General features: G+C 59.1%; 20 protein-coding genes. 10 read left to right on the top strand and 10 right to left on the bottom strand.

The window, feature by feature from the left end; translation table 11 throughout:
* Positions 1-12 precede the first annotated feature (12 nt).
* The gene (locus tag ACPOL_RS27865; protein ID WP_114209947.1) at positions 13-1398 is read right to left on the bottom strand and encodes an MFS transporter; all 1386 of its coding nucleotides are present in this window, start codon (positions 1396-1398) and stop codon (positions 13-15) included.
* Between the two features lie 198 nt (positions 1399-1596).
* On the opposite strand from ACPOL_RS27865, the gene ACPOL_RS27855 reads away from it, so the two are divergent.
* From ACPOL_RS27855 to ACPOL_RS27835, 5 genes are all read left to right on the top strand, one after another.
* Positions 1597-2199 carry an RNA polymerase sigma factor gene (locus ACPOL_RS27855; RefSeq protein WP_236657085.1) on the top strand — a complete coding sequence of 201 codons (603 nt, stop codon included), beginning with the start codon at positions 1597-1599 and terminating at the stop codon, positions 2197-2199.
* The gene (locus tag ACPOL_RS27850) at positions 2196-2801 is read left to right on the top strand and encodes a hypothetical protein (RefSeq protein WP_114209943.1); all 606 of its coding nucleotides are present in this window, start codon (positions 2196-2198) and stop codon (positions 2799-2801) included. Before ACPOL_RS27855 ends, ACPOL_RS27850 begins: the two co-directional genes overlap by 4 nt.
* Before the next feature lie 64 nt (positions 2802-2865).
* Positions 2866-3384, top strand: coding sequence for a Spy/CpxP family protein refolding chaperone (locus ACPOL_RS27845; protein ID WP_161557599.1), 519 nt, complete (start codon positions 2866-2868; stop codon positions 3382-3384).
* A 268-nt stretch (positions 3385-3652) separates the two neighbouring features.
* Positions 3653-4030, top strand: a complete 378-nt coding sequence (queD, locus tag ACPOL_RS27840) for a 6-carboxytetrahydropterin synthase QueD (protein ID WP_114209939.1) — start codon at positions 3653-3655, stop codon at positions 4028-4030.
* Positions 4031-4037: 7 nt separating this feature from the next.
* Entirely contained in the window at positions 4038-4718 is a 681-nt protein-coding gene (locus ACPOL_RS27835; protein WP_114209938.1) for a 7-carboxy-7-deazaguanine synthase QueE, read from the top strand.
* Between the two features lie 45 nt (positions 4719-4763).
* Here ACPOL_RS27835 and ACPOL_RS27830 read toward each other — a convergent pair whose 3' ends face one another.
* Positions 4764-5438: a hypothetical protein gene (locus ACPOL_RS27830; protein WP_114209937.1), complete on the bottom strand. Its 675-nt coding sequence runs from the start codon at positions 5436-5438 to the stop codon at positions 4764-4766.
* Positions 5439-5515: 77 nt separating this feature from the next.
* Between ACPOL_RS27830 and ACPOL_RS27825 the strand changes: the two genes are divergently transcribed.
* From ACPOL_RS27825 to ACPOL_RS27805, 5 genes are all read left to right on the top strand, one after another.
* Complete coding sequence (locus ACPOL_RS27825) at positions 5516-6826, top strand: 3-deoxy-D-manno-octulosonic acid transferase (RefSeq protein ID WP_236657084.1); 1311 nt, start codon at positions 5516-5518, stop codon at positions 6824-6826.
* A gap of 28 nt (positions 6827-6854) precedes the next feature.
* Complete coding sequence (gene lpxK, locus ACPOL_RS27820; protein ID WP_236657083.1) at positions 6855-7961, top strand: tetraacyldisaccharide 4'-kinase; 1107 nt, start codon at positions 6855-6857, stop codon at positions 7959-7961.
* Positions 7962-7965: 4 nt separating this feature from the next.
* Positions 7966-9042 (top strand): glycosyltransferase family 9 protein, encoded by a 1077-nt coding sequence (locus tag ACPOL_RS27815; protein ID WP_236657082.1) that lies wholly within the window; start codon positions 7966-7968, stop codon positions 9040-9042.
* Entirely contained in the window at positions 9032-9586 is a 555-nt protein-coding gene (locus tag ACPOL_RS27810; protein WP_236657081.1) for a methyltransferase family protein, read from the top strand. The genes ACPOL_RS27815 and ACPOL_RS27810 overlap by 11 nt, the downstream gene beginning before the upstream one ends.
* A 157-nt stretch (positions 9587-9743) precedes the next feature.
* A complete protein-coding gene (locus ACPOL_RS27805; RefSeq protein ID WP_114211126.1) occupies positions 9744-10472 on the top strand; it encodes a DUF3108 domain-containing protein in 729 nt (242 codons plus the stop codon).
* A 17-nt stretch (positions 10473-10489) separates the two neighbouring features.
* Here the strand turns inward: ACPOL_RS27805 and ACPOL_RS27800 are convergent, their stop codons facing one another.
* From ACPOL_RS27800 to ACPOL_RS27765, 8 genes are all read right to left on the bottom strand, one after another.
* On the bottom strand, positions 10490-10801 hold the full coding sequence (locus ACPOL_RS27800) for a hypothetical protein (RefSeq protein WP_236657080.1): 312 nt from the start codon (positions 10799-10801) through the stop codon (positions 10490-10492).
* A gap of 159 nt (positions 10802-10960) precedes the next feature.
* A complete protein-coding gene (locus tag ACPOL_RS27795; protein ID WP_114209933.1) occupies positions 10961-13684 on the bottom strand; it encodes a ComEC/Rec2 family competence protein in 2724 nt (907 codons plus the stop codon).
* Between the two features lie 27 nt (positions 13685-13711).
* Entirely contained in the window at positions 13712-15025 is a 1314-nt protein-coding gene (gene rlmD, locus ACPOL_RS27790; RefSeq protein WP_114209932.1) for a 23S rRNA (uracil(1939)-C(5))-methyltransferase RlmD, read from the bottom strand.
* Between the two features lie 10 nt (positions 15026-15035).
* Positions 15036-15749: a hypothetical protein gene (locus tag ACPOL_RS27785; RefSeq protein WP_114209931.1), complete on the bottom strand. Its 714-nt coding sequence runs from the start codon at positions 15747-15749 to the stop codon at positions 15036-15038.
* Positions 15750-15751: 2 nt separating this feature from the next.
* Positions 15752-16591 (bottom strand): type III pantothenate kinase, encoded by an 840-nt coding sequence (locus tag ACPOL_RS27780; protein WP_114209928.1) that lies wholly within the window; start codon positions 16589-16591, stop codon positions 15752-15754.
* 12 nt (positions 16592-16603) lie between these two features.
* Positions 16604-17419: a biotin--[acetyl-CoA-carboxylase] ligase gene (locus ACPOL_RS27775; protein WP_114209926.1), complete on the bottom strand. Its 816-nt coding sequence runs from the start codon at positions 17417-17419 to the stop codon at positions 16604-16606.
* An 83-nt stretch (positions 17420-17502) separates the two neighbouring features.
* On the bottom strand, positions 17503-18387 hold the full coding sequence (nadC, locus tag ACPOL_RS27770; protein WP_114209925.1) for a carboxylating nicotinate-nucleotide diphosphorylase: 885 nt from the start codon (positions 18385-18387) through the stop codon (positions 17503-17505).
* A gap of 8 nt (positions 18388-18395) precedes the next feature.
* Positions 18396-21164, bottom strand: coding sequence for a valine--tRNA ligase (locus ACPOL_RS27765; RefSeq protein WP_114209923.1), 2769 nt, complete (start codon positions 21162-21164; stop codon positions 18396-18398).
* Positions 21165-21255: the final 91 nt, after the last annotated feature.

Below are 21255 nucleotides of genomic sequence, written 5' to 3'. Positions count from 1 at the left end.
CGGGATCCGTCTTCAGGCAGATTTGCTGCTCGGCTCGCTGAGCTCTTCCAGACTCTTGCCCTTGGTCTCCGGCAGCATCGTGGAAGTGACAATCAGACCAAGCACACACACGGTTGCCGCTGCCGATTCAGCCGCGAGCAAACCTTTCCAGTGCATGAAGATGGGAAAGAGGAAGACCCCCACAAAGCCGCCCAACTTGCCCATGGCGGAGGCGATGCCGTGCCCGGTGGTGCGTTGTTCGACGGGAAAGATCTCTGAGGGATAAACAAAGGTCGTCGAGTTGGGGCCGAATTCGGTGAAGAAGAAGCTGATCCCGTAGATGATCAGGAACGGTACAGCCTTTTTCTCCAGGCCCGGCACAAAAGCCATTGCGGAAAACGCGGCAGCCATCATGAAGAATCCCAGGTTCTGGATAAATTTCCGCCCAAGCTTGTCCATGGTCAACGCCGCAATTGCATATCCAGGCGCGGCAAAAACAGCGAAGATGCCTAACTGAGTGAGGGTCTTCTTGATCAGCGAGTCATTTCCTCCCAGCGCGCCCAACACGAGCGGGCTAGAGACCGTGTTCCCGTAATAGGCAAAGTCCATCAGGAACCAGGCGAGGCTGGCGCCAATCAGGCGAATCCTCAACTTGGGATCTCCGAAGAGCGAGCTGAAGCCGCTCGAGAAGTCGCTTTTTGCCTTCGGAGATTCTTCATCGCCTGAAGTATTCTTGTTGCCCGGGCCGCTTTTTTCATCGGAGCCATCTTCCTTCTTGCCTGCAGCCTTGAGGTAGCGCGGCGATTCTTTCATGCCGCGGCGCTGCCAGTAGACGGCCAGGGCAGGCACGGCGCCAAAGCCTACCAGAATGCGCCAGATAATATTCTGCGAGAGGGGCGTTGCCAGCAGAGCCGAAGCGAATAACGGACCGACGATCAGCCCGGCGGCCTGCATGGCAAAGACCAGCGATACGAGCATGCCCCGTGAGCTCTTCCCAGCGTATTCACTCATGATGGTCGCGCTGACCGGGTAATCCCCACCAATTCCGATACCGAGGATGAAACGGAGCGCGATCAGCCAGTAAATATTGGGCGAGAAGGCGCAGGCGATGGCTCCGGCAGCGAGGACCAATACTTCGACGCCGTAGATGCGCTTGCGGCCGAGCATATCGGCCACCCGGCCGAAGAGCAACGCACCTATGGCCGAGGCGAGCAAGGCTGTGGATTCGACCAGGCTTTCATCCAGGTGAGAGACATGCCATTGTTTCTTGAGGATGGCCATGACGACGCCGATGATGAAGAGGTCATAGGCATCAGTAAAGAATCCCATTCCGGAGATCCACATGATCTTCCAATGAGTAGCGGACGGTTTCGCATCATCCATAGCCTGGAAGTCGGCAGTTGCTGAAGAAGTGGCCACGATTATTCCTCTGGGTCTAGAAACTGGGGAGCCTCGATCACTCAGCCCTTTTGGTGGATGGTTGCCATTGTTACTGGCGGATGAACCTGGTGTGAATTTGCGCAACCTTATGCAATTTAGCGACTGCGGGCAGTGGCTGCTCAAGGATTTTGCGGCGGGATGTAGACTCCGAAGCCAAGACGTCGTCTACATAGAAGAATGAGTTACGCCGCTGTAAACCAGATGGCAGTGAGGGCCGACTCGTCTGTCGAGGTCAAGGCAACGCTTGGACTCGACGATATTGAAGGAGTCATGCGGATCTACCGGGGCCGCATTCTTCGGTATGCCATGTTTGCGGTGCGGGACCGGGACGCAGCGGAGACCATCACGCAAGAGTGCTTTTTGAAAGCTTACCGGGCGCGGGAGAGCTTTCGCGGCGAGTGCAGTCTCAGCACCTGGCTTATGCAGATCGCGGTGAATCTGGTCCGGGACTACGCGCGGAGTAAGCAGTTTCAGTTCTGGAAACGAGCCCAGAGCTCCGCGATCGACGTGGCCGAAGTTACTGAATTTCTGGCCCATCCGAGCGCCTCGGCCGAGACCGGACTGCTGGCGCGGGAGCGATTAAAATCCGTCTGGGCGGCGGTGGAAAAGTTATCAAAGATGCAGCGCGAGGTGTTCGTCCTCCGGTTTGTCGAAGAGATGGAGCTTCTCGAAATCGCGGCAGTAATGGGCATGAAGGAAAGTACGGTGAAGTCTCATCTTTACCGAGCGCTGAATACCGTCAGGACACGGGTTTTGGCGGGAAAGGAGGATGCGCAATGACATTAGATATGTCGAGGATGGAGAAGCATCTTACCTCGAACGAGATCTCAAGATTATTGGTGGAAGGGTCGTGGCTCGAGGCGGAGGAACATCTGCGGCAATGCCGGAACTGTCAAGCGCAGCTGGCCGGGATCAAGGAGCCTCTGGTTGCATTCCGGACTGCAGTGATGGACTGGAGCGAGGCTCAGGAGAGTAAGCCGATCCGGGAGACCGAGACTTCGCTTACGGTGCGCGAGCGGTTGAGTTTCATGAATTGGGCGCCGGCACTCAGTCTGGCATTTGCGCTTGCCGTGTTAGCTGCTCTGCTGGTGTCGCCGGCGGCATTTCACCCGGCCTCCGCACCGCTCCAGGCTGGTCTTGCAGCGCCCTCCGATACGGTCCTGATGGAGCAGGTGGATCAAGAGGTCTCAGAAGCGGTACCGGATGCATTGGCCCCATTGACCGACCTGGTGTCGTGGGAGTCAAGTGCAGGGAGTTCAAGCCTAGGGAAGTCAAGTGCAGGGGTAGTGGATTCAAGTGCAGGGACTATGCCCAGGAGATCGCCTGGAAAATCCACTCCGAGGGCCCACGCGGGTCAGGCGAAAGAAAGCATTCCCGATTAACAGGACAGAGATGAACGAACATTGCAGGACTGAAACAATGCGGAGCGGGACGCGGACGAGGCGGATGTTGTTAGCTGCCGTGGTGATGCTGGCGGGATGCTGGGGGGGGGTTGCTCGGGCACAGGATAGCGGCGCTCCGCCGCCTCCCATGCAAGCGAATCGGCCCCCCATGGAGCGGGCCTTTCACGGCCATGGAGGCCCGGGGCACGGGCCGATGGGTCGGTGGTGGGACAATCCCGAGGTAGCGAAGGACCTGAATCTAGGGAATGACCAGAAGCAGAAGATGGACGACATCTTTCAGCAGAGCCGTTTGAAACTGATCGATTTGCATGCATCTCTCCAAAAGGAAGAGGCGATTCTGGATCCGCTGATCTCAGCCGATGCTCCTGACGAGGGGAAGATTCTGGCGCAGATTGATAAGGTCGCCCAGGCCCGGGCAGAGTTGGAAAAAGCCAATGCGCGAATGCTGTTGTCGGTCCGGCAGGTGTTAACCCCCGACCAATGGACAAAGTTGAAGGCGGCGCGTGCCGAACGCATGGCCGCCGGAGGACCGGGACACGGCGGCCCCGAAGGACCGGAATAAAAAGTTTGCAGTAGCGAGCGAAGCGCCTTTGGCTTATCCGGCAAAGGCGCTCTTTTTTGCCCGTTTCCTGCCTTGGGCGCGAGCTCACACAGAAAAGTTACAATAGAAAAGGATCGGGGCCGCTCACGCGGGCTAAGGACACTTTCACGGCAATTGCGAAAAGTGCTCCACTCCGGGCGAATCTTTCTTCGAAGATCGAGTGGTTGCTTCGATCTCGACGCTCGCAATCCAGCTGATTCTGACTAGTAACTTCCCTGCAAGGAGTGGCATGTACGAGGTCACAGTAGAGGCGGGCTTTTCCTCCGGACATTACCTGCGCAACTACAAAGGTAAGTGCGAGAACCCGCATGGGCATAATTACAAGGTGTTGGTCACGTTGCAAGGCGCAACTCTCGATCATGCCGGATTGCTCCTGGATTTCAAGGACCTCAAGCACGTGATGCGCCCGGTGGTCGACCGGCTCGACCACCAGATGATCAACGATCTGGAGCCCTTCACGGAGATCAATCCTTCTGCTGAGAATCTTGCGCGATATTTCTTCGAGGAGACGAATCGTCAGCTGGCGGAGATGACCAAAGGCCGGGTGCGGGTGAAGGACTGCACGGTGTACGAGACCGATACCAGCTTCGCGAAATACTACGAGTAGGATCACTTTGTATCTCATCGAAATCTATAAATCTGTTCAAGGAGAGTCCAGCTTCGCCGGACGGCCGTGCATCTTCGTCCGTCTGGCCGGTTGCAATCTGCGCTGCTCATGGTGCGATTCGGAATACACCTTTAAAGGCGGTTATAAGCTCACCGAGGATGAAGTAGTGGCAGAGGTGGAGAAGCTGGCGCCGGTACGGCTGGTGGAGTTCACCGGCGGGGAGCCGATGCTGCAACAGCGGGAGCTGGTTCCGCTCATGCAACGGCTCCTGGCTGCAGGGTATGAGCTGATGATCGAGACCAGCGGGGAACGTCCGCTGCAGAGTGTACCCGAAGAGGTCCACAAGATTGTGGATGTGAAGTGCCCCGGATCGGGGGAGGGCGGGACATTTCGCATGGAAAACCTCTCCGCCCTGACCAACCGGGACGAGGTGAAGTTCGTCATCAGCGACCGGAGCGACTATGAATTCGCGCTGCAGTTTGTGCGGGCCCAGGAGTTGGAGCAGAGAGTCGGCTCGGTGTTGTTCTCGCCTGCTTTCACCAAAACTCCGTCGCCGGTGCGGACCGCAGAGAATTGCCTGCTTGATCCCCGAATCCTGGTGGAGTGGATGATGGCGGACGGAGTTGAGGCCAGGCTCAGTTTGCAAATCCACAAATTCGTCTGGGAGCCGTCCAAAAAAGGCGTTTGAAAAGGGAAAGGCGTCCGAAAGAGAGAGGCGTCTAGAAGGACACCCTCAGTTGGACTTCTTGGTTTCGGCAGACCCTGCTAAATATTTGTCGAAAGGGATTTCGAAGTAGAACAGGTCCTTTCCGTCCGCGGACTGGAGGCGTCGCAGATAGAGCTTGGCGCCTTTGAGCGGATTATTCAGCCCGTCGATGTCGTAGAAGAGGAATCCGGCGCGCGTGGTGTGGGGCTCGACCACGATAGCCTGGTATTCGAACTCATGGAAGTCGGCCTCGATCTTGGGATCTTTGGACTTGGGTTTGCCGGTCAGTCCAGGAATCGGAAGTCTGACGCCGTTCGACGGATTCTTGAGATTGGTTGCGCGGCGCTCCACGTCATCGGGTTCTGCGGCAGCGATTTTGCCGCCATCGGCGGTGATGAAATTGATGCGCGCCTGCTCAAGGCTGATGGGCTTGTCTCCGTCGTTAGTGACGATGATTCGGATCGGCAGAAAGCCAAGTTTCAAGTAGTCGAGGCGGAAGCAACTTGCCTTATCTTTCGTGTTGTACGGGTCGGCGGCAATGGTGACGTGTTCCTCAGCGTGCGCGTCGAAGGCGGGGTAGGTTGAGGCGGCGGTAGCCGGCGGCGGAGCATGCTCGGCGGTCGCGAGCTCGAGGCCGAGGAGAAAAAAGCTGCTAACAAGAAAGAGCTTCAGAAAACGACGGGTCACGGGGACGATTATCATCTTCGATTAAGACTTTCGCAAAGCGGGATTCGCGAGCGAGCGTTCCTGTTTCAAGATATGCGCACGATTTTTTTGGAGTGAAACATCTGCTGATGGTTCTTTACAGCTTCGCGTGGCTGGTGGTGTTGGGGATCAGCGCACCATGGTGGCTTTGGAAGCTGGCCACGACAGACAAATATCGCGATGGATTGCGCGAGCGGCTGGGCAGAGTTCCGGCGAGGCTGCTTTCAGCCGGCGATACGCGACCTGTCATCTGGATCCATGCGGTCTCGGTGGGCGAGGCCATCGCCGTGAGTGGGCTGGTTCGGGAGCTTCGAAGGCGCGCTGCCGGATACCGGATCGTAGTGTCGACGACCACAAAGACCGGGCAGTCGCTGGCGCGGGAGCGATTTGGCACCGGCGACGTTTTCTACTATCCGCTGGATTTTGCCTTTGCGGTGCGGCCGTACCTGCGTGCTTTGAAGCCGCAGCTGTTGGTGCTCGCGGAGACGGAGTTTTGGCCGCGCATGTTGTGGGAATGCCGTAGGAGCCACATCCCGGTAGCGGTCGTGAATGCGAGAATCTCTAACCGCTCTTATCCTAAATATCTGCGACTTCGATTACTTTGGCGGCGAATTCTCGCCCAGTTGTCGTTGGTCCTCGCTCAGAGTGAGGAGGACGTATTGCGGCTTCAAAGGATTGGAGCTCCGGCGGAGCGTGTTCGGTATGGCGGCAACTTGAAGTACGACGTTCGAGCGGTCGCGGATGCGCCCGTCGCGGTTGCGCTTCGGGCGGCGTTGCCGGCCGGCGCAGAATTGTTCGTCTGTGGAAGCACGCTTGAAGGGGAAGAGCAGTTATTGCTACAAGCCTGGCCGGTCCTCATTGCCCGCCATCCGGAACTGCGAATGTTGCTCGCGCCTCGTCATCCGGAGCGCTTTGCTGCGGTCGCGGAGTTGTTGGAGCAGAGCGGGATATCCTGGGAATCGCGATCGCAGTGGATGACCCGCGGCAGCCAGGAATTGGCTCCGGGCTCTATTCTGTTGCTGGATTCGATCGGAGAGCTGGCTTCTGTGTATGGCGTGGCGAAGGTGGCGTTTGTGGGTGGAAGCCTGGTTCCAGCGGGAGGCCATAATCCGCTCGAACCCGCGCAGTTCGGCGTGCCGATTCTGATGGGCCCGCACTATGAGAACTTTCGCGAGATCGTCGACAAGCTACGAGCGCGACACGCAATCAGCATTGTCAATCCCGTGGCGGTGAGTGCGTACATTATGGATGTCCTGGAAAATCCTGCTTCGTTAACGGCGATGGGCGCCCGGGGAGGCGAGGTCTTTGCTGCGCAGGCGGGCGCAACCGACCGCGCCGTGAGCGCGCTCCTGGCTGTGCTGCAAATGACAGGAGAGCGAAAATGACGAAAGGCGAAAGTTGAAGCTTGGCTGGTTGGCTCCGCTTGCACCGGTTTATGGGGCTGCCGTTGCGGCCAAGAATGAGGCCTATCAGCGACGATGGCTCAAAGCGCATCGGCTGCGATGGCCGGTGATCAGTGTCGGCAACCTCTCGGTGGGTGGCTCGGGAAAGACGCCGCTCACCATTCGTCTGGCGGAGCTACTTTCAGCCGAACATGTCGTCGTCGATGTACTTTCCCGCGGATACGGACGCAGGTCGAGCAAGGCGCAACAGGTTGATCCAACAGGAGACGCGGGGCGGTTCGGCGACGAGCCGCTGCTCATTGCCCGCCGGACCGGATGCCCGGTGTTTGTGGGAGCAAGCCGGTATGAGGCCGGATTAATTGCCGAATCTGATGCCGCGAGAGAGGACCAGTCGAGTGAGCGCCACAAGCGGCCGCATCTTGAGCAGAACGATAGCGATCGAGAGGGGGCGGTCCGCTTCGTCGCAGGAGATCATCTTCATCTCTTAGACGACGGATTTCAGCATCGTCAGCTGGCGCGCAATGTCGACATTGTGGTGCTGCACCGGAGTGACTTTGCGGAACGGCTGCTGCCCGCGGGACGGCTGCGGGAGCCTCTGGGCGCTCTACAACGCGCGCATTTCGTGGTGCTGCGCGAGGAAGATGCAGCCTTCGAAGCCGAGCTTCGACGTCTTGGCATCGCCGCCCCGGTGTGGTTGATGCAAAGGTCGCTCGCGCTTCCCAAGAACATGGCGGGGTCTCTGCAACGAGTCGTGGCTTTCTGCGGCATTGCACGGCCAGAAGAATTCTTCTCCTCCCTCAACGCCCTAGACGTCAATCTCGAGTTGACCATCACTTTTCCTGACCATCATGACTATCAGGGTGAGGACATGGCGGAGATTGCGAGAGTAGCAAAACAGGTACGCGCCGAGGCGTTTGTCATCACTGAAAAAGATGCAGTGAAGCTGAATCGAGCGATGCTGGCGGTGCTCGAGGAGATCGCCCCGGTCCACGTTGCGGCGCTGAAGTTGGAATTGAGGGACGAGACGGCGGTTACCCGGCAGCTGGCAGCCTCGATTGACTTGTCGCTAGAGAGTCGCTTACCGCCAGAGTCCGGCGCGGGTCGCATGAGAAAATAGAAGATTGTGCGCTGAACGCAAGCTTCGTGTCCTGATCGTCCGGCTGGGAGCCATGGGCGACATTCTTCATGCTCTTCCGGCGGCGACCGCGCTGCGGCAAGCTCATCCCGAGTGGTATTTGGGCTGGGCGGTTGAGCCCCGATGGCAGGCGCTGTTTCGGGCGGACTCCGGGAGTTCAATACGAGATGGAGCTATGCCGCTGGTCGATCGCCTTCATCTCGTCGATGCGAAGAGTTGGGGCAGGCGACCACTTTCTCCGTCCACGCTGCGCGACATACGGCGGGTTCGAATGGAATTGCGCCAGGCAAACTACGATGTTTGTGTCGACTTGCAGGGCGCAGTCCGTTCCGCTGTGATCGGTCGCTGGGCGGCTGCGAATCGTATGATCGGCGAGGACCAGCCGCGGGAACGCGCAGCGCGGCGATTCTTTCGCGAGCGAGTTGCGACGACTGGGCGGCATGTTATCGAACAGGCGACCGAAGTGCTCGAGGCCATCGCAGGCGAAAAGTTATCTGGAGTTCCACCACTCTTGCCGCAGGACACGGCAGCCGAAGATTGGGTCGCGCGTTTGTTGGCCCGGCATGTAAGCTCTCCGTTCGTGATCATGAATCCTGGTGCAGGATGGGGGGCGAAACGCTGGCCGGCGGAGAGATATGGATCAGTGGCCAAACAGCTTGCCCGCATGGGGTTCGGCGTCGTGATCAATGCCGGGCCGGAAGAAGTGGAATTGGCTGCAGAATTGGCAGCCGCCAGCGGCGGAGCGGCTGTACCGATCAATCCGACTATGGGTGAGTTGATCGAACTGACGCGCAAGGCGTCCTTGACGATCGCCGGGGACACGGGTCCTTTGCATCTTGCGTGTGCCCTCGGGAAGCCGGTTGTCGGCATCTTCGGTCCGACCGATCCGGCGCGCAATGGACCATTTGGCTGCTCGTTCAAGGTGCTGCGTCATCCTGAAAGCAAGCGCGATCACAGTCGCCGCAGCGAGCCGGAATCAGGACTGCTGACCATTATGCCGGATGACGTGGTGGCGGCTGCCGCAGAGTTGCTCAAGGAACAGGGGGCCGGCCGTGGCAGGTGATTGGGGCAGGATCGCGCGGCGCATTCGGGTTCCGATGGGGTTTGTCGTGGCCGCGCTGTTCCTTTGGCTGGCGCGGCCAACCTGGCTATCGCTTACGTGGAGCTTGTGGGTGGTGGTTCCGGGTGTGTGGCTGCGAGGGTATGCCTCAGGGTACGTAAAGAAGAACGCCGAACTTGCCGTCTCCGGGCCGTACGCCTATACGCGGAATCCGCTTTATCTGGGTTCCATGCTGATCGCGTTCGGATTTGCCGGCGCGTCGCGCAGCGTGTGGATCTTCCTTGCTCTCGCTATCTTATTTGCTGTCATCTATGCGCCGACGATCCGCTCGGAGGAAGAATTCCTATCCAGCCATTTCCCCGAGTTCAGGGAATACGCGCGGCGAGTCCCCCGGTTGCTGCCGAGAGTGACACCTGGGCCTGCGCCGTCAGGCGAGTCTGGCCGGTTCTCTCGTGACCTGTATCTGCAACACCGCGAGTACAATGCGCTATTAGGCACAGTCGCCATTTATGCAGCGCTCGCGTTCCGCATTTACTTCCATCGTTAGATTAAGCAGGGCACTGGGAATTTACGCAGGGCATTGGGTGCAAGAGGCGGTCGAGCGTGCAGGAACAGATGGTCCGGGACGACCCGAGTGAGGAGAATTCGCGATCTACCGAAACTTCATTAAACCCGCAACACTGCTCCTGGTGACGGCCGGCTGGATGGTCGAGGCAATTCAGGGACAAACCGCATTGCCGGCACTGGCTCCTCCCCTATCGAGCTATAGCTTTCCGGCGAGAGAGACGCTGAACTATACCGTCGACTGGCGGGTCTTTCCCGCAGGCACGGCGAGCATTCACCTGGAGCAACAAGGCTCTACTATGCGGATCACCGGGTCAGGGGAGACGATTCAGTCACTGAACTTGCTCTTCCGGGTGAGTGACAAGTATCAGTCGACCTTTGACCTCAAGACCGGCTGCTCTTACGGCTTCAGCAAGCAGATCATCGAGGGCCGACGGCAGGTCAATACTGATCTCAAATTCGATTATGGGCAGCATAAATCCACGCAGACTGAAAAGAATCTAGTTTCGGGGATCAGCAAGCATGAAGAGGCGGCGATCCCAGGCTGCGTGACCGATCTTCTCTCGGCGATTTTCTATGCTGCCTCGCAGCCAATCCAAATGGGCCAGAGCTTCCAGATGCCGTTAGCTGACGCTCTGCATACTCTGTCCGTCGCGATCAAGCCGCTCTCCCACGAAGAGGTGAAGACTCCTTCCGGGACATATCAGACGATCCGGGTGCAGCCAGTGGCTACTTCCGGGGTGGTTAAGAACAAAGGGGAGATCTGGATCTGGTATACGGATGATGCGCGGCACATCCCGGTGCAGATGCGCGCGCGACTGTTCTGGGGGACCTTGACGATGCGGCTCTCCAGTATTGACCAGAAATAGGTTTTGCGGAAGCGACTTTATTGGATTCGGTAGCGCTCGCGCATGAGGCGCTGCAATCGAGGCTTGTAGAGAATATTGAAGGCGAGTTCCTTGTCAGGAAACATGGCGAGCGCGGCGCGTTGGCTGTCCGCAACCATCTCAGCGGCTTCGTCGATGGTCAGGTTTGGGTCCTGGCCGATCACCGACATGACCATGTCCATCATGAGTTGAAGGCGGCGAATCTTCCGTCGCTCCTCGAGTTCTTCCTCGCGGCCCGAGGCATTCAGGTTGGCGGCGTTCGGGTTCAGGGATTCTGCATTCGCACTCGGATTGTGGCTTTCTGATGCCATCCAGTTTCCTCCACGGAGCGGCCTTGTTCCCGGATGGAGATGGCCCCCAGGAGGGAATCATCGGCTGCTTTGAGCGAATCGTATACTGGAAAGCTCGCTGAGAGAACAAAAAGATGTTCCAAAATACCTGCCCAACGGTACCTGTCTTGATCCGCACTCTTAATGCGAAGCTGGCATCGGCGCCGGCAGGACCCGACTCCCGTCAAGGTAGAACATCGTCAGTCCCAGCGCATCAGTACGGTAAGTGTGAATTTGGCCTGCTTCCAGTTCATTCAGTGTTTCGAGGCGAGGATGCCCGTAGAGATTGCGGCTGCCCACTGAGATCACCGCATAAGCGGGGTCGACGGCAGCCAGAAACGACGGCGTCGTCGAGGTCCGGCTCCCGTGATGGCCAACCTTGAGCACGTCGGAACGGAGACCTCCTTCGTGGACCATTCGATCTTCGCTGGGGGCTTCGGCATCCCCCTCGAGCAACGCTGAAGTGTGGCCATACTGAATCCTCAGGACAAGGGAGTCGTTGTTGGTAGGGGCTGGTCCCGGATGGTAGTCGATATTAGGCGCTAGAGTCGTTACATCCATCGTGCCGAAGGTGAAATGATCTCCTGCGGTGTGGTGGCGCACGAGCGATCCCACCGCCTCGCCTTGGGCGAGGAACAAATCGTAAGCCTCAGAGTGGGGATTGTTGCCGATCCAAATTTCCCGCGGGCGAAAGTTGGCGAGCACGGCAGGCATGCCGCCGATGTGGTCGGCATGTGCATGCGTGAGCGCGACCGCGTCGAGGCGGCGGATGCCACGGGACCATAAGTACGCGGACACAACTTCTTCTCCGATATCAAAATTGGCCACGCCGGGCGGCGGCCCAAAGGGAGAGCCTCCTGCATCGACGAGCAAGGTTTTGCCATCGGGTGTGACGATGAGCAGGGAATCACCCTGGCCGACATCGATGGCGGTGACTTCAAGGACCCCGGCATGGCGCTCGACCGGGCGGGGAAAGAGCACGGCGGCCGCCATCAGCGTCATCGCTGCAATGCAGATCGGAACGGCCAGGCGGCGTAGTCGAGCGGCAACGACAACGACGGCAATCAGGAGCACAAAGATGGCAATCGCCGCGGTCGAGGGTCCGGGTATGCGCAGGTCGCTGCCGCGCATTGCCGAGAAGACATGAATGAGTTTCGTCACGGTGTGCAGCAAGGCCGCAGTAAGCGCCGCGGGTATCACGGCGAACCGGGTAGAAACCAGCAGCGCGACAAAGGTCAGAAGTGCCGAGGGCAAGAGCAATCCGAGAAAGGGCACGATCAGGAAGTTGACTGGAAGTGCGAGGATGGTGACCCGATGAAAATAGGTCGCCATGGGAAGCGACATGACTACTTCGACGACAATCGAGACGAGCAGGAGTTCCCCAACACGGAGCAGGGTACGGATGAGAAATGCCGGCAGGCTCGAGGCCAGCCCGCTTCCGATCAGTGGCTTGAGATGTGCGGCCAGCAGTCGAAGACTGACCCGGAACTGCGCGATCTTAGGGGGCAGAGCCGGATCGATCGCCACCAGCGACAGGCGCTGCGTCGCGCGCAGGTAGGGAGCCAGGGCGCGCTCCGCGAGGGGAGCGGCGATTCCCGCGATTGCGACAACCGAGAGCAGCGTCATCTGAAAGCCGGCCTCAAAGAGGCTGGGCGGATTCGCGGCGAGCAGGCAGACTGCGGCAAATCCGATGGCGTTGAGGGCGCTACGTTGTCTCCATAGAAGACGACCCAGCAGGTAGAGTGTGACCATCCAGAAGGAGCGCTGGACGGGCTGGCCGAAGCCGGTAAATACGGCATAGGCGAGGGCTGCGGCAACGGTCAGCAGCGAACTCCACACCCGCGGGAGACTGAGGCGCTGGGCGAGCCAGAAGATGATTCCGGCGAAGATCGCCAGATGGAGGCCCGAAACCACCAGCAGGTGGAAGGAACCGGTTCGTTCAAAGCCGATGCGAGTTCGGCGCTGGAGCCAGGTGCGGTCGCCAGTGATCATGGCGGCAAGCATAGAGGCGTCTTCTGCGGTGAGACGGAAGAACGGAGGGAGCCCCATTGCCGGAGCCGCATCTTGATCGGCAAAGCTCATGATCTTTTCGCTGGCGGCTTGCTGGAGCGCCTTGAGCCGGCAGGTCAGCGACGGATGTCCGGCACGGGCGACGGTCCTGGCCTCTGCAGCCTTGCCACTTGCGGTAGCGCCGATTCCTTGTTGCAGGAGATAGGCGGTCGAATCCCAAACACCCGGATCGTTGTACCGTTCCGGAGCATGGATGGCTGCGAGGGGAGTTACGATATCGCCGCACTGGAGCGGCAAAAATGCTTCGACTCCGTTGGAGTATAGAGTGAGCCTGATTCCTCCCGCGACCGGGCGAGGCGCCCCGGAAGGTTCTCCAATCGAATGCAGTTTCAGGTCGAGCGTCTGCGATTTCTCCCGAACCGCGTGCGTGGCAAAGGGCGCGATAGAGTCAGTCGTCCGGACTGGCCCGGCGCGGATGACCTCGCCTCGCAGCAGGTGCGGACTCCTGGATGCGTAGGAGAGTAGGGCTGTTTGCGGCGGCGGGTAAGGATGGATCTCCGCACAGAAAAGGCCGGCAGTCAACCAGGCGAGGCACGCCGGGGCAAGCGCCAGGCGATTAGCGAAGCGGGCCGAGAACCTGGCGACGGCCGCTGCCAAGATGATCGTCAGCAATGCTAACGGGGGTGGCTGGTAGGTGAGCCGGCTGAGCAAGATCCCTATAGCGAAGCAGACCGCAGCAAAGAGCGATGGCGCGATTTGAAAGTTCAGCCGCTCAGTGCCATGAATGCCTGGCTTGGCGAGCGTCGCCGCTTGATTCCTGGGCGGTGTTCGGCGCGGCGCAATGATGGTGGACATACATACCAGCGTCCGCGGGCAAGCGAGTCATCTCCGCGTGAGCACGGAGACGCTTTCCAGGTGGAAGGTCTGGGGAAACATATCCACCATCGTGATTGTCCGGAGGTCGTAGCCGGATTGTAGCAGCGCGAAGAGGTCGCGGGACAGCGTCGATGGATCGCACGAGACGTAGACGATGCAAGTCGGCTCGATACCGCTGAGCAGCGAGGTTATGGCTGATCCGAGTCCGGCGCGGGGTGGATCAACGACGACGAGGTCTGGAGGCGTCGAAGACTTGGCGGAAGCCGGTTTCTGTTTACGCAGGAAATCGAGGGTCGTCGCCTGGATGATCCGGTTAGAGGTGTTTTCCAGGTTGCGACGCAGATCCACGGCGGAGTTCGGCGATGCTTCGACGGCGATGACTCGTTCGAAGCTATGGGTCAGTGCACGAGAGAAGAGGCCCACGCCCGCGTAAAGGTCCCAAGCGAGGCGGCCCTTTCGGCCAAGGGTAGCCAGGTCGGTGAGGGCGTCCACCAGGAATCGATTGACCTGAAAGAAGGAGCCGAGGCTCACCTGATAGCCAAAATCTGCCGCGTTATACGTGAGAGACCGCTCTCCCCAATTCGCGGTGAGGCTCGCCGGCTGGTGTCTCCCTCGCGCAACGAAGAGACCGGTCCCCTTGAGTTGGGGGAGATGCTTTTGCAGCGCTTCGGATATCGCTCTAAGTCTCGCCGGCAAATCGCGGGCGCTTCCGTTCGAATAAAAGGAAAGCAGCAGCGAGTATTCGTCGCTGGCAGTAAAAAACTCGATCTCCTCGCAGAAGCTTTCCAGTTTGAGGGAAGCTCCCGCTTCTGTAACTACGGTAATTGCTTTTTCAAGGAGCGGCGCGGCGATAGGACATTGCGCGATGGGGAGCAGTTGGTGCGAGCGGCGCTCGCGATAGCAGAGTTGGAATGGGTTCGCCTGAAGATGCAGACGGATGCGGTTCCGGTAATGCCACGACTTACCGCTTACCGAGTAGATGGTTGGAATGTTCGGCAGGCGCGCGCGCTCGAGAGTTTCGCGCAGGATGGATGTCTTCATCTCCAACTGATGGGCATAGACGGCGTGCTGATAATTGCATCCTCCGCATTCGCCGAAGTAGGGGCACGCGGCGGTCGTCCGGAGCAATGATGGTTCGAGAACTCCCTCGACTTCTGCTTGAATAAAGCTGCGTTTATCTTCGGCGAAGCGGGCCTCTACCAGTTCTCCGGGAAGGGTAAATGGGATAAAGACAGCCTTTCCGGCAAGCCCAGCTTCGGTATCCCCGACGCGGGCTAGGCTGGAGCCACCGTAAATTGCTTTGTCGATGCGCAGTTTCATGGCCGCTGCCTCAAGCCTGGCTCATGTAGAAGAGGCTCAAACGTGGCAGCCTCCATCTTTCGAGCAGACGCTTATGGAGAAACTGCTGCTCGATCTGTCGAATTTGAACAGTCTTCATCCGGCCGCGATAGGGCGCGAGTTCGCGAGCAGCTTGTTCGCGCATCCCGACCAGGTCTGCGTCGGATGTGGTCGCGGTGAGGGCGGCGAAGAGTTTCTCTTCCATGACGGTGAGGGTTCGCTCCAGAGACTCCAGGTTCGCCGGCGTGGTTCGTGATTCCACGGCCAGCTCTTCAAGACGCGCAGCCGACAGCGAGGCCGTCTCCTGGGCGATGCCAATGAGGTTTGCCTCGCGCAGGATATGAGCGCAGCTCTCGAGGTGGGCGGCGATGCGCTCGTGTTCAAGGCCGGGAGCGGCGCTGGCCGGGTTATTTTCTGTCGATGCGCCGATCGCGGCCTCCTGCATCTCGTCGACCGCCTTCATCACCTCTTGAGTGCACCACGCGAGACCGTTGATGCGACGGACGCGGGTCTTTGCTGTCGCCTTGCGGGCATCGTGCTTGTCAAAGGCCGCGTCGATGCCGCGGAGCACGGCAGGGAGCGGCACGGCAGCTTCCCGCCAAACCTCGATCAGCGCCCAATCGAGGGTTGAAAGCATGAGCAGGGAGCCACGCCGGCGTTGAAAGTGCTCCTCGATCTCAGTGAAGTAGTTGTAATAATTTTGCACTGCTAGCTTGCTGTTTCCTTCATCCGCCTGGCTCGCGGTGCGTGCTTCTGGGTAAGATTTCTTTGATAAATGAGACGCAGACCGTCGAGCGTGAGCAAATGATCGACGCCGGTGATGTACTTCGAGTCGTCGGCAATCAGATTGGCTAAGCCGCCAGTGGCAATCACCTTCGGAGCGCTGTTCGAGGTCGCCCTCAGTTCGTCGATGACTCTTTCAAGAATGCCGTCAACCAGTCCGATGTACCCATAAAAGATTCCGCTCTGCAGGTTGGTGACGGTATTGGTGCCGATGGCTTTTGCCGGCTTTTTGATGTTGACGCGCGCCAGTCTCGCGGCGTGCGAGAAAAGCGCGTCGGCGGAGATGCCAAGGCCGGGAGCGATGACCCCACCGAGGAATTCCCCTTTTTCGGAGACCACGTCGAAGCTGGTCGCGGTGCCGAAATCGACCACGACGCAAGGGCCGCCGTAGCGCTCGAAAGCCGCGACTCCGTTGGCGACCCGATCGGCGCCCAGTTCCGCAGGATTGTCGATGAGCAGCGGCATCCCGGTCTTAATGCCTGGCTCGACGAACAGCGGTTTGATTTTGAAGTAGCGTTCGGAGACGCGGCGCAGGGTCGAGTCGAGCGGCGGCACGACGGAAGAGATGATGACCCCGGTGACCGCCGCCGGGTCGATCTTGTGCAGGGACAACAGGCTCAAGATGAGTACGCCGAATTCGTCGGCGGTCTGGGTTTTTTGAGTTGTGACGCGCCAATTTGCCACCAGATCGCCGGGACGATCCAGCTCCAGGTTATAGAGCGCGAGGACGGTGTTGGTATTGCCGACATCGAGGGCGAACAGCATGAGCTTCCTATTCTAAAGCTCGCGCACTCCGCCGGAAAGCACGGTCTGGAGACCATTCGCTGTTTGAACAAGAAGAAAGCCGCGCCGGTCAAGACCAGCCGTGGTGCCGGTGTAGCCACCGCCTTCTTCGACCTGGACGCGCTTGCCGCGGATCCAACTGGAGGATGTTTCCAGGCGATTGAGAATGCTTTGGGTGGCTTCGCCAAGGCCGGTGCTGTTGGTGAGAGCGTGGCTTTCGCGCGAGATGGCCTTCAGCAGGGCGACAAGAAGTTCCTGGCGGGGCCAGTGTTTGCCGGTTTCAATTTGCAAGGAGGTAGCGAGTGGGCGAAGCTCTTCGGGAAAGCCTTCCTGGTGGACGTTGATGCCGATGCCGATCACCAGATGGCGAACTCGGGTGACTTCGGCATTGAGTTCCGTGAGGATGCCACAAAATTTCCGTCGGCCGAAGAGCAGGTCGTTGGGCCAGCGAAGATCGGCTTTGAGCGAGGTGGTTTGATGTACTGCTTCTCGAACTGCAAGACCGGCTGCGAGCGAAAGCCAGAGAACATCCGCGGGCGCAATCCGAGGACGAAGCAAAATACTGACATAAAGGCCGGAGCCGGGCGGGGATTGCCAGGAGTGCGCCCCGCGGCCACGCCCGGCGGTTTGTTCGTCGGCAAAATAGACCATGCCCTCGGGTGCTCCGGCTTCGGCCTCCTGCATGGCGAGGGTGTTGGTGGAGTGGATGGTTGGAAAATAGCGGAGATTGCCGGAGAAGGGAGTGCTTTTCAGGGCACTGTCTAATGCGGGGATATCGAAGGGATCTTCAAAGGTTCTTGGTGGAATCATTCTTGGTCGATTCGAGGTGAAATCCCATCTCTCAAATACAAGACATGGGGCACCCGATTTCGCTCACTCCGCAAAGGTCCTGATTAATAAATCTCTGCGGTGATTTTCATGCTCATGTCGACGGCGGGGGCGGAATGCGTCAGCGCTCCCACCGAGATGGAATCGACTCCGGTAAGCGCGTATTTGCGGATACTCTCGAGCGTGATCCCGCCGGCGGCTTCGAGCGGAATGGTCAAACCGCGTGCGCGCACAATGCCAACGGCCTTCTTGAGGTCGGCGGGACTCATGCAGTCGAAGAGGACCGCCTCAGCGCCGCCATCGAGCGCAAGATTGAGTTCGTCGAGATTGCGAACTTCTATCTGAACGGTCCGCCCCGGTTCGCGATTTTCCAGGGCTTTGGCCAGCGTGCGCTGGAGACCGCCGGCGAGCGCGATGTGATTCTGCTTGATGAGAATGCCATCGGAGAGATCGAGGCGGTGGTTCTCGCCGCCACCGCAGCGCACGGCATATTTATCGAGGAGCCGCATTCCAGGCATCGTCTTGCGGGTGTCGAGTATCTTCACCCTGGTGCCCTTGACTTCGTCGACATAGCGCCGGGTCAAGGTAGCGATGCCGCTCATGTGCTGCAGCAGGTTCAGGATTACTCGTTCGCAGGCCAGAATTACGCGGGCATTGTGACGGATCACGGCGATTGCCTGACCAGCCCTGAGCCGCACGCCATCGAATATCTCCGGATGGCTGATGACTTCATAGCGCCCGGACTGTTTTTTGTCCAGTTCGGAGAAGATCTCAAGGAACCGGGGAATGCATCCGACTCCAGCGAGGATGCAATCCTGCCGGGCGACGAGGACACCCGAGGCGCGCAGCTTGGGGTCGATGGTGATGGCGGTGGTTGCGTCTTTGCTGGCCTTGTCTTCGCGCAAGGCTTGTTCGAGCAGGGCTTCGACGCGTTTGCTTTTCCAATCCATAAATGTGATTAGACCTGAGCTGCAAGGCTATCGAGAGCGGCGACGGTTTCCTGCCGAAGAACCGCCATTTCGGCAGCCTGTTTCTTGAGTCCGGCGACGATATGCTCGGGGGCCTTCGCGAGGAACGCTGCGTTGCCGAGCTGACGCTCCGCGCTGGCAAGGCCCTTCTCATACTGCTCAAGTTTCTTCGTAAGCCGGTCACGTTCCGCGGCGACGTCGATCTGCTTTTCGTATTTCACCCCCACGGTAAAGTCTGGAGCGGTGCGGGTGTTGGTTGAGGGCAGCTTCCATATCGTTTCGGTGTCGATGGAGGAGATGCGCGCCAATTTTTGAATGACGTCGGCGTTGTCGATGAGCAGCCGGTCGATGTTCTCAGAGGACAGGAAATAAGCCGCGACCAGTTCGCGCTCGGGCACCTCCAAGTCTTTCCGCAAGGCTCGAAGGGTCACGATTACTTCTTGCAACAGCTTCATTTGCCGTTCAGTTTCTGGATCGATGTGTTCGGCCACCGGCTGTGGATAACGAGTCAGCGCGATCGAAGCGGCGGGGGCCTGCTGATTGTAGAGCGCGTGCCAGATCTCTTCGGTGATAAATGGCATGAAAGGCGAAAGCAGCCGAAGCGCCGACTCGAAGACGCCAATCAGCGTGGCGAGCGCGGACTGCGTCGCAGTTTTATCGGCGTTCTCCCCAAAGTCGAGGCGCAGCTTCACGATCTCCAGATACCAGTCGCAGAACTCTCCCCAGAAGAACTGGTAGATGATGTTGGCTGCCTCGTGAAAGCGGTATTCGGCAAGCGCCTGGTTCACCTCGGCCGCGGCTGTGTTAAGCCGGGAGACGATCCAGCGAGCCTCGATCGGGCTGGATGGCCCAAGCACCGGGTCGGTAAGCAGCCGGGAGGGATCGACGGTCAAGCCAACTTCGGCGGCGCGATTCATGTTTGTAAAGACCAGACGGGCCGAGTTCCAGATCTTATTGGCGAAAGCGCGGTAGCCTTCAGTCCGAGCTTCGCTGAAGGCGATGTCAGTACCCGGCGACGCCATCGCCGCGAGCGTGAACCTGACGGCATCGGTGCCGAAGCGCTGGACGATCTCGATCGGGTCGACGACGTTGCCCTTGGTCTTCGACATCTTCTGGCGGTCCGCGTCGCGGACCAGGGCGTGAATGTAGACCTGGCGGAAGGGAACCGCATCTTTCAAAGTCCGCTCAGAGCCGTCGGGCATCGGCATGTCGCTCATGAAGTGACAGCCGAGCATGATCATTCTGGCCACCCAGAAGAAGAGTATGTCAAAGCCAGTGACGAGCAGCTGGGTCGGATAGAAAGTGGCTAGGTCGGCAGTCGATTGTGGCCATCCGAAGACAGTAAAAGGCAGCAGGCCCGACGAAAACCAGGTGTCGAGAACATCGGTTTCCTGGGTGATGTGAATGCTAGCGCAGTGTTGACAGGAGCTCGGGGTGTCGCGGGCGACGGTGATCTGCTTGCATGTCAAGCAATGCCAGGCGGGAATGCGATGCCCCCACCAGAGCTGCCGGGAGATACACCAGTCGTGGATGTTGCGCATCCACTCCATGTAAGTCTTGCGGTACTGGTCAGGGGTGAAATGGATGTAGCCCTGCTCTACAGCGGCGATGGCCTGGTCGGCGAGCGGCTGGATCTTGACGAACCACTGCGTGGACAGGCGCGGCTCGACGACGTCCTTCGAACGGTCGCAGCGGCCCACATTGTTGGTGTGCTCTTTGATCGAGACAAGAAATCCGTGCGCTTCGAGGTCGGCGACAATCCTGGCGCGAGCTTCGTAGCGATCAAGCCCGGCATAAACTCCGCCGTTCTCGTTGATATGGGCGGTCTCATCCATCACGTTGATGGACGGCAATCCATGGCGTTGGCCGATGACGAAATCATTGGGATCGTGAGCGGGCGTGATCTTGACCGCCCCCGTCCCGAAGTCGCGGCTCACATAATCATCCGTTATTACTGGGATTTCGCGACCTAATAATGGCAGCCGCAGCCGCTTGCCATGCAGGTGCAGGTAACGCTCGTCGAGTGGATGGACAGCGACGGCGGTATCGCCCAGCATCGTCTCCGGGCGTGTCGTGGCGATCGTCAGGTATGTCCCTGGCTCCTCGATGACTTCATACCGGATTTCCCAAAGGCTGCTCTTTTGCTCTTCGTGGACGACTTCAACGTCGGAGATGGCGGTCTGGCAGCCTGGGCACCAGTTGACGATGTATGCGCCGCGATAGATCAGCCCCTGTTCATGCAGACGTACGAAGGCCTCTTTCACCGCGACAGAGAGGTTCTCGTCCATGGTGAAGTATTCGCGCGACCAGTCGACGCTCACGCCGAGGCGCTTCATCTGGTCGAGGATGGCGCCGCCGTAGAGCTGTTTCCATTGCCAGACGCGTTCGAGGAAGGCTTCGCGGCCGAGTTGCTGGCGGGATTTGCCTTCGGCCTTCAGCTGCCTTTCGACCATCATCTGGGTGGCGATGCCGGCGTGGTCGGTACCGGGAACCCACAGGGCGAGATCGCCCCGCATGCGGCGCCAACGGGTGAGGATGTCCATCTCCGTCTGGTTCAGCATATGGCCCATGTGCAGGCGGCCGGTCACATTCGGTGGAGGCAGGAGAATCGTGAAGGGGTGCGCTGCGGTCGACGATCTTGCTGCGGAACGCTCAAAGCGCTCTGCCCTGGTATCAAAAAGCTGCTCTTGTACCCAGTATTCCGCCCAGCGATCTTCTATGGCGGCGGGGTCGTAGGCTTTGGGTAGTTCGCGTGGCATATCGCTACTTCTTTCTGCTGGTACCTTTGACGATAGCATGGGCAGCATGAAAGTTGGCCTGGGAACCGGTCGCCTCCCCCTGCAAAAAAGG

It is taken from the genome of Acidisarcina polymorpha, assembly GCF_003330725.1.
In the GTDB taxonomy this organism is placed as follows: Bacteria; Acidobacteriota; Terriglobia; order Terriglobales; family Acidobacteriaceae; genus Acidisarcina; species Acidisarcina polymorpha.
This window is presented reverse-complemented; position numbering and strand designations above follow the sequence as displayed.

Bases quoted from the DNA above. Each gene is read 5' to 3' on its own strand.
- ACPOL_RS27775 (WP_114209926.1), bottom strand. From the start codon at position 17,419: ATGATTCCACCAAGAACCTTTGAAGATCCCTTCGATATCCCCGCATTA.
- ACPOL_RS27795 (WP_114209933.1), bottom strand. From the start codon at position 13,684: ATGTCCACCATCATTGCGCCGCGCCGAACACCGCCCAGGAATCAAGCG.
- queD (WP_114209939.1), top strand. From the start codon at position 3,653: ATGTACGAGGTCACAGTAGAGGCGGGCTTTTCCTCCGGACATTACCTG.
- ACPOL_RS27800 (WP_236657080.1), bottom strand. From the start codon at position 10,801: ATGGCATCAGAAAGCCACAATCCGAGTGCGAATGCAGAATCCCTGAAC.
- rlmD (WP_114209932.1), bottom strand. From the start codon at position 15,025: ATGAAACTGCGCATCGACAAAGCAATTTACGGTGGCTCCAGCCTAGCC.
- ACPOL_RS27850 (WP_114209943.1), top strand. From the start codon at position 2,196: ATGACATTAGATATGTCGAGGATGGAGAAGCATCTTACCTCGAACGAG.
- ACPOL_RS27805 (WP_114211126.1), top strand. From the start codon at position 9,744: ATGGTCGAGGCAATTCAGGGACAAACCGCATTGCCGGCACTGGCTCCT.
- ACPOL_RS27830 (WP_114209937.1), bottom strand. From the start codon at position 5,438: ATGATAATCGTCCCCGTGACCCGTCGTTTTCTGAAGCTCTTTCTTGTT.
- nadC (WP_114209925.1), bottom strand. From the start codon at position 18,387: ATGGATTGGAAAAGCAAACGCGTCGAAGCCCTGCTCGAACAAGCCTTG.
- ACPOL_RS27845 (WP_161557599.1), top strand. From the start codon at position 2,866: ATGTTGTTAGCTGCCGTGGTGATGCTGGCGGGATGCTGGGGGGGGGTT.
- ACPOL_RS27780 (WP_114209928.1), bottom strand. From the start codon at position 16,591: ATGCTGTTCGCCCTCGATGTCGGCAATACCAACACCGTCCTCGCGCTC.
- ACPOL_RS27855 (WP_236657085.1), top strand. From the start codon at position 1,597: ATGAGTTACGCCGCTGTAAACCAGATGGCAGTGAGGGCCGACTCGTCT.
- ACPOL_RS27765 (WP_114209923.1), bottom strand. From the start codon at position 21,164: ATGCCACGCGAACTACCCAAAGCCTACGACCCCGCCGCCATAGAAGAT.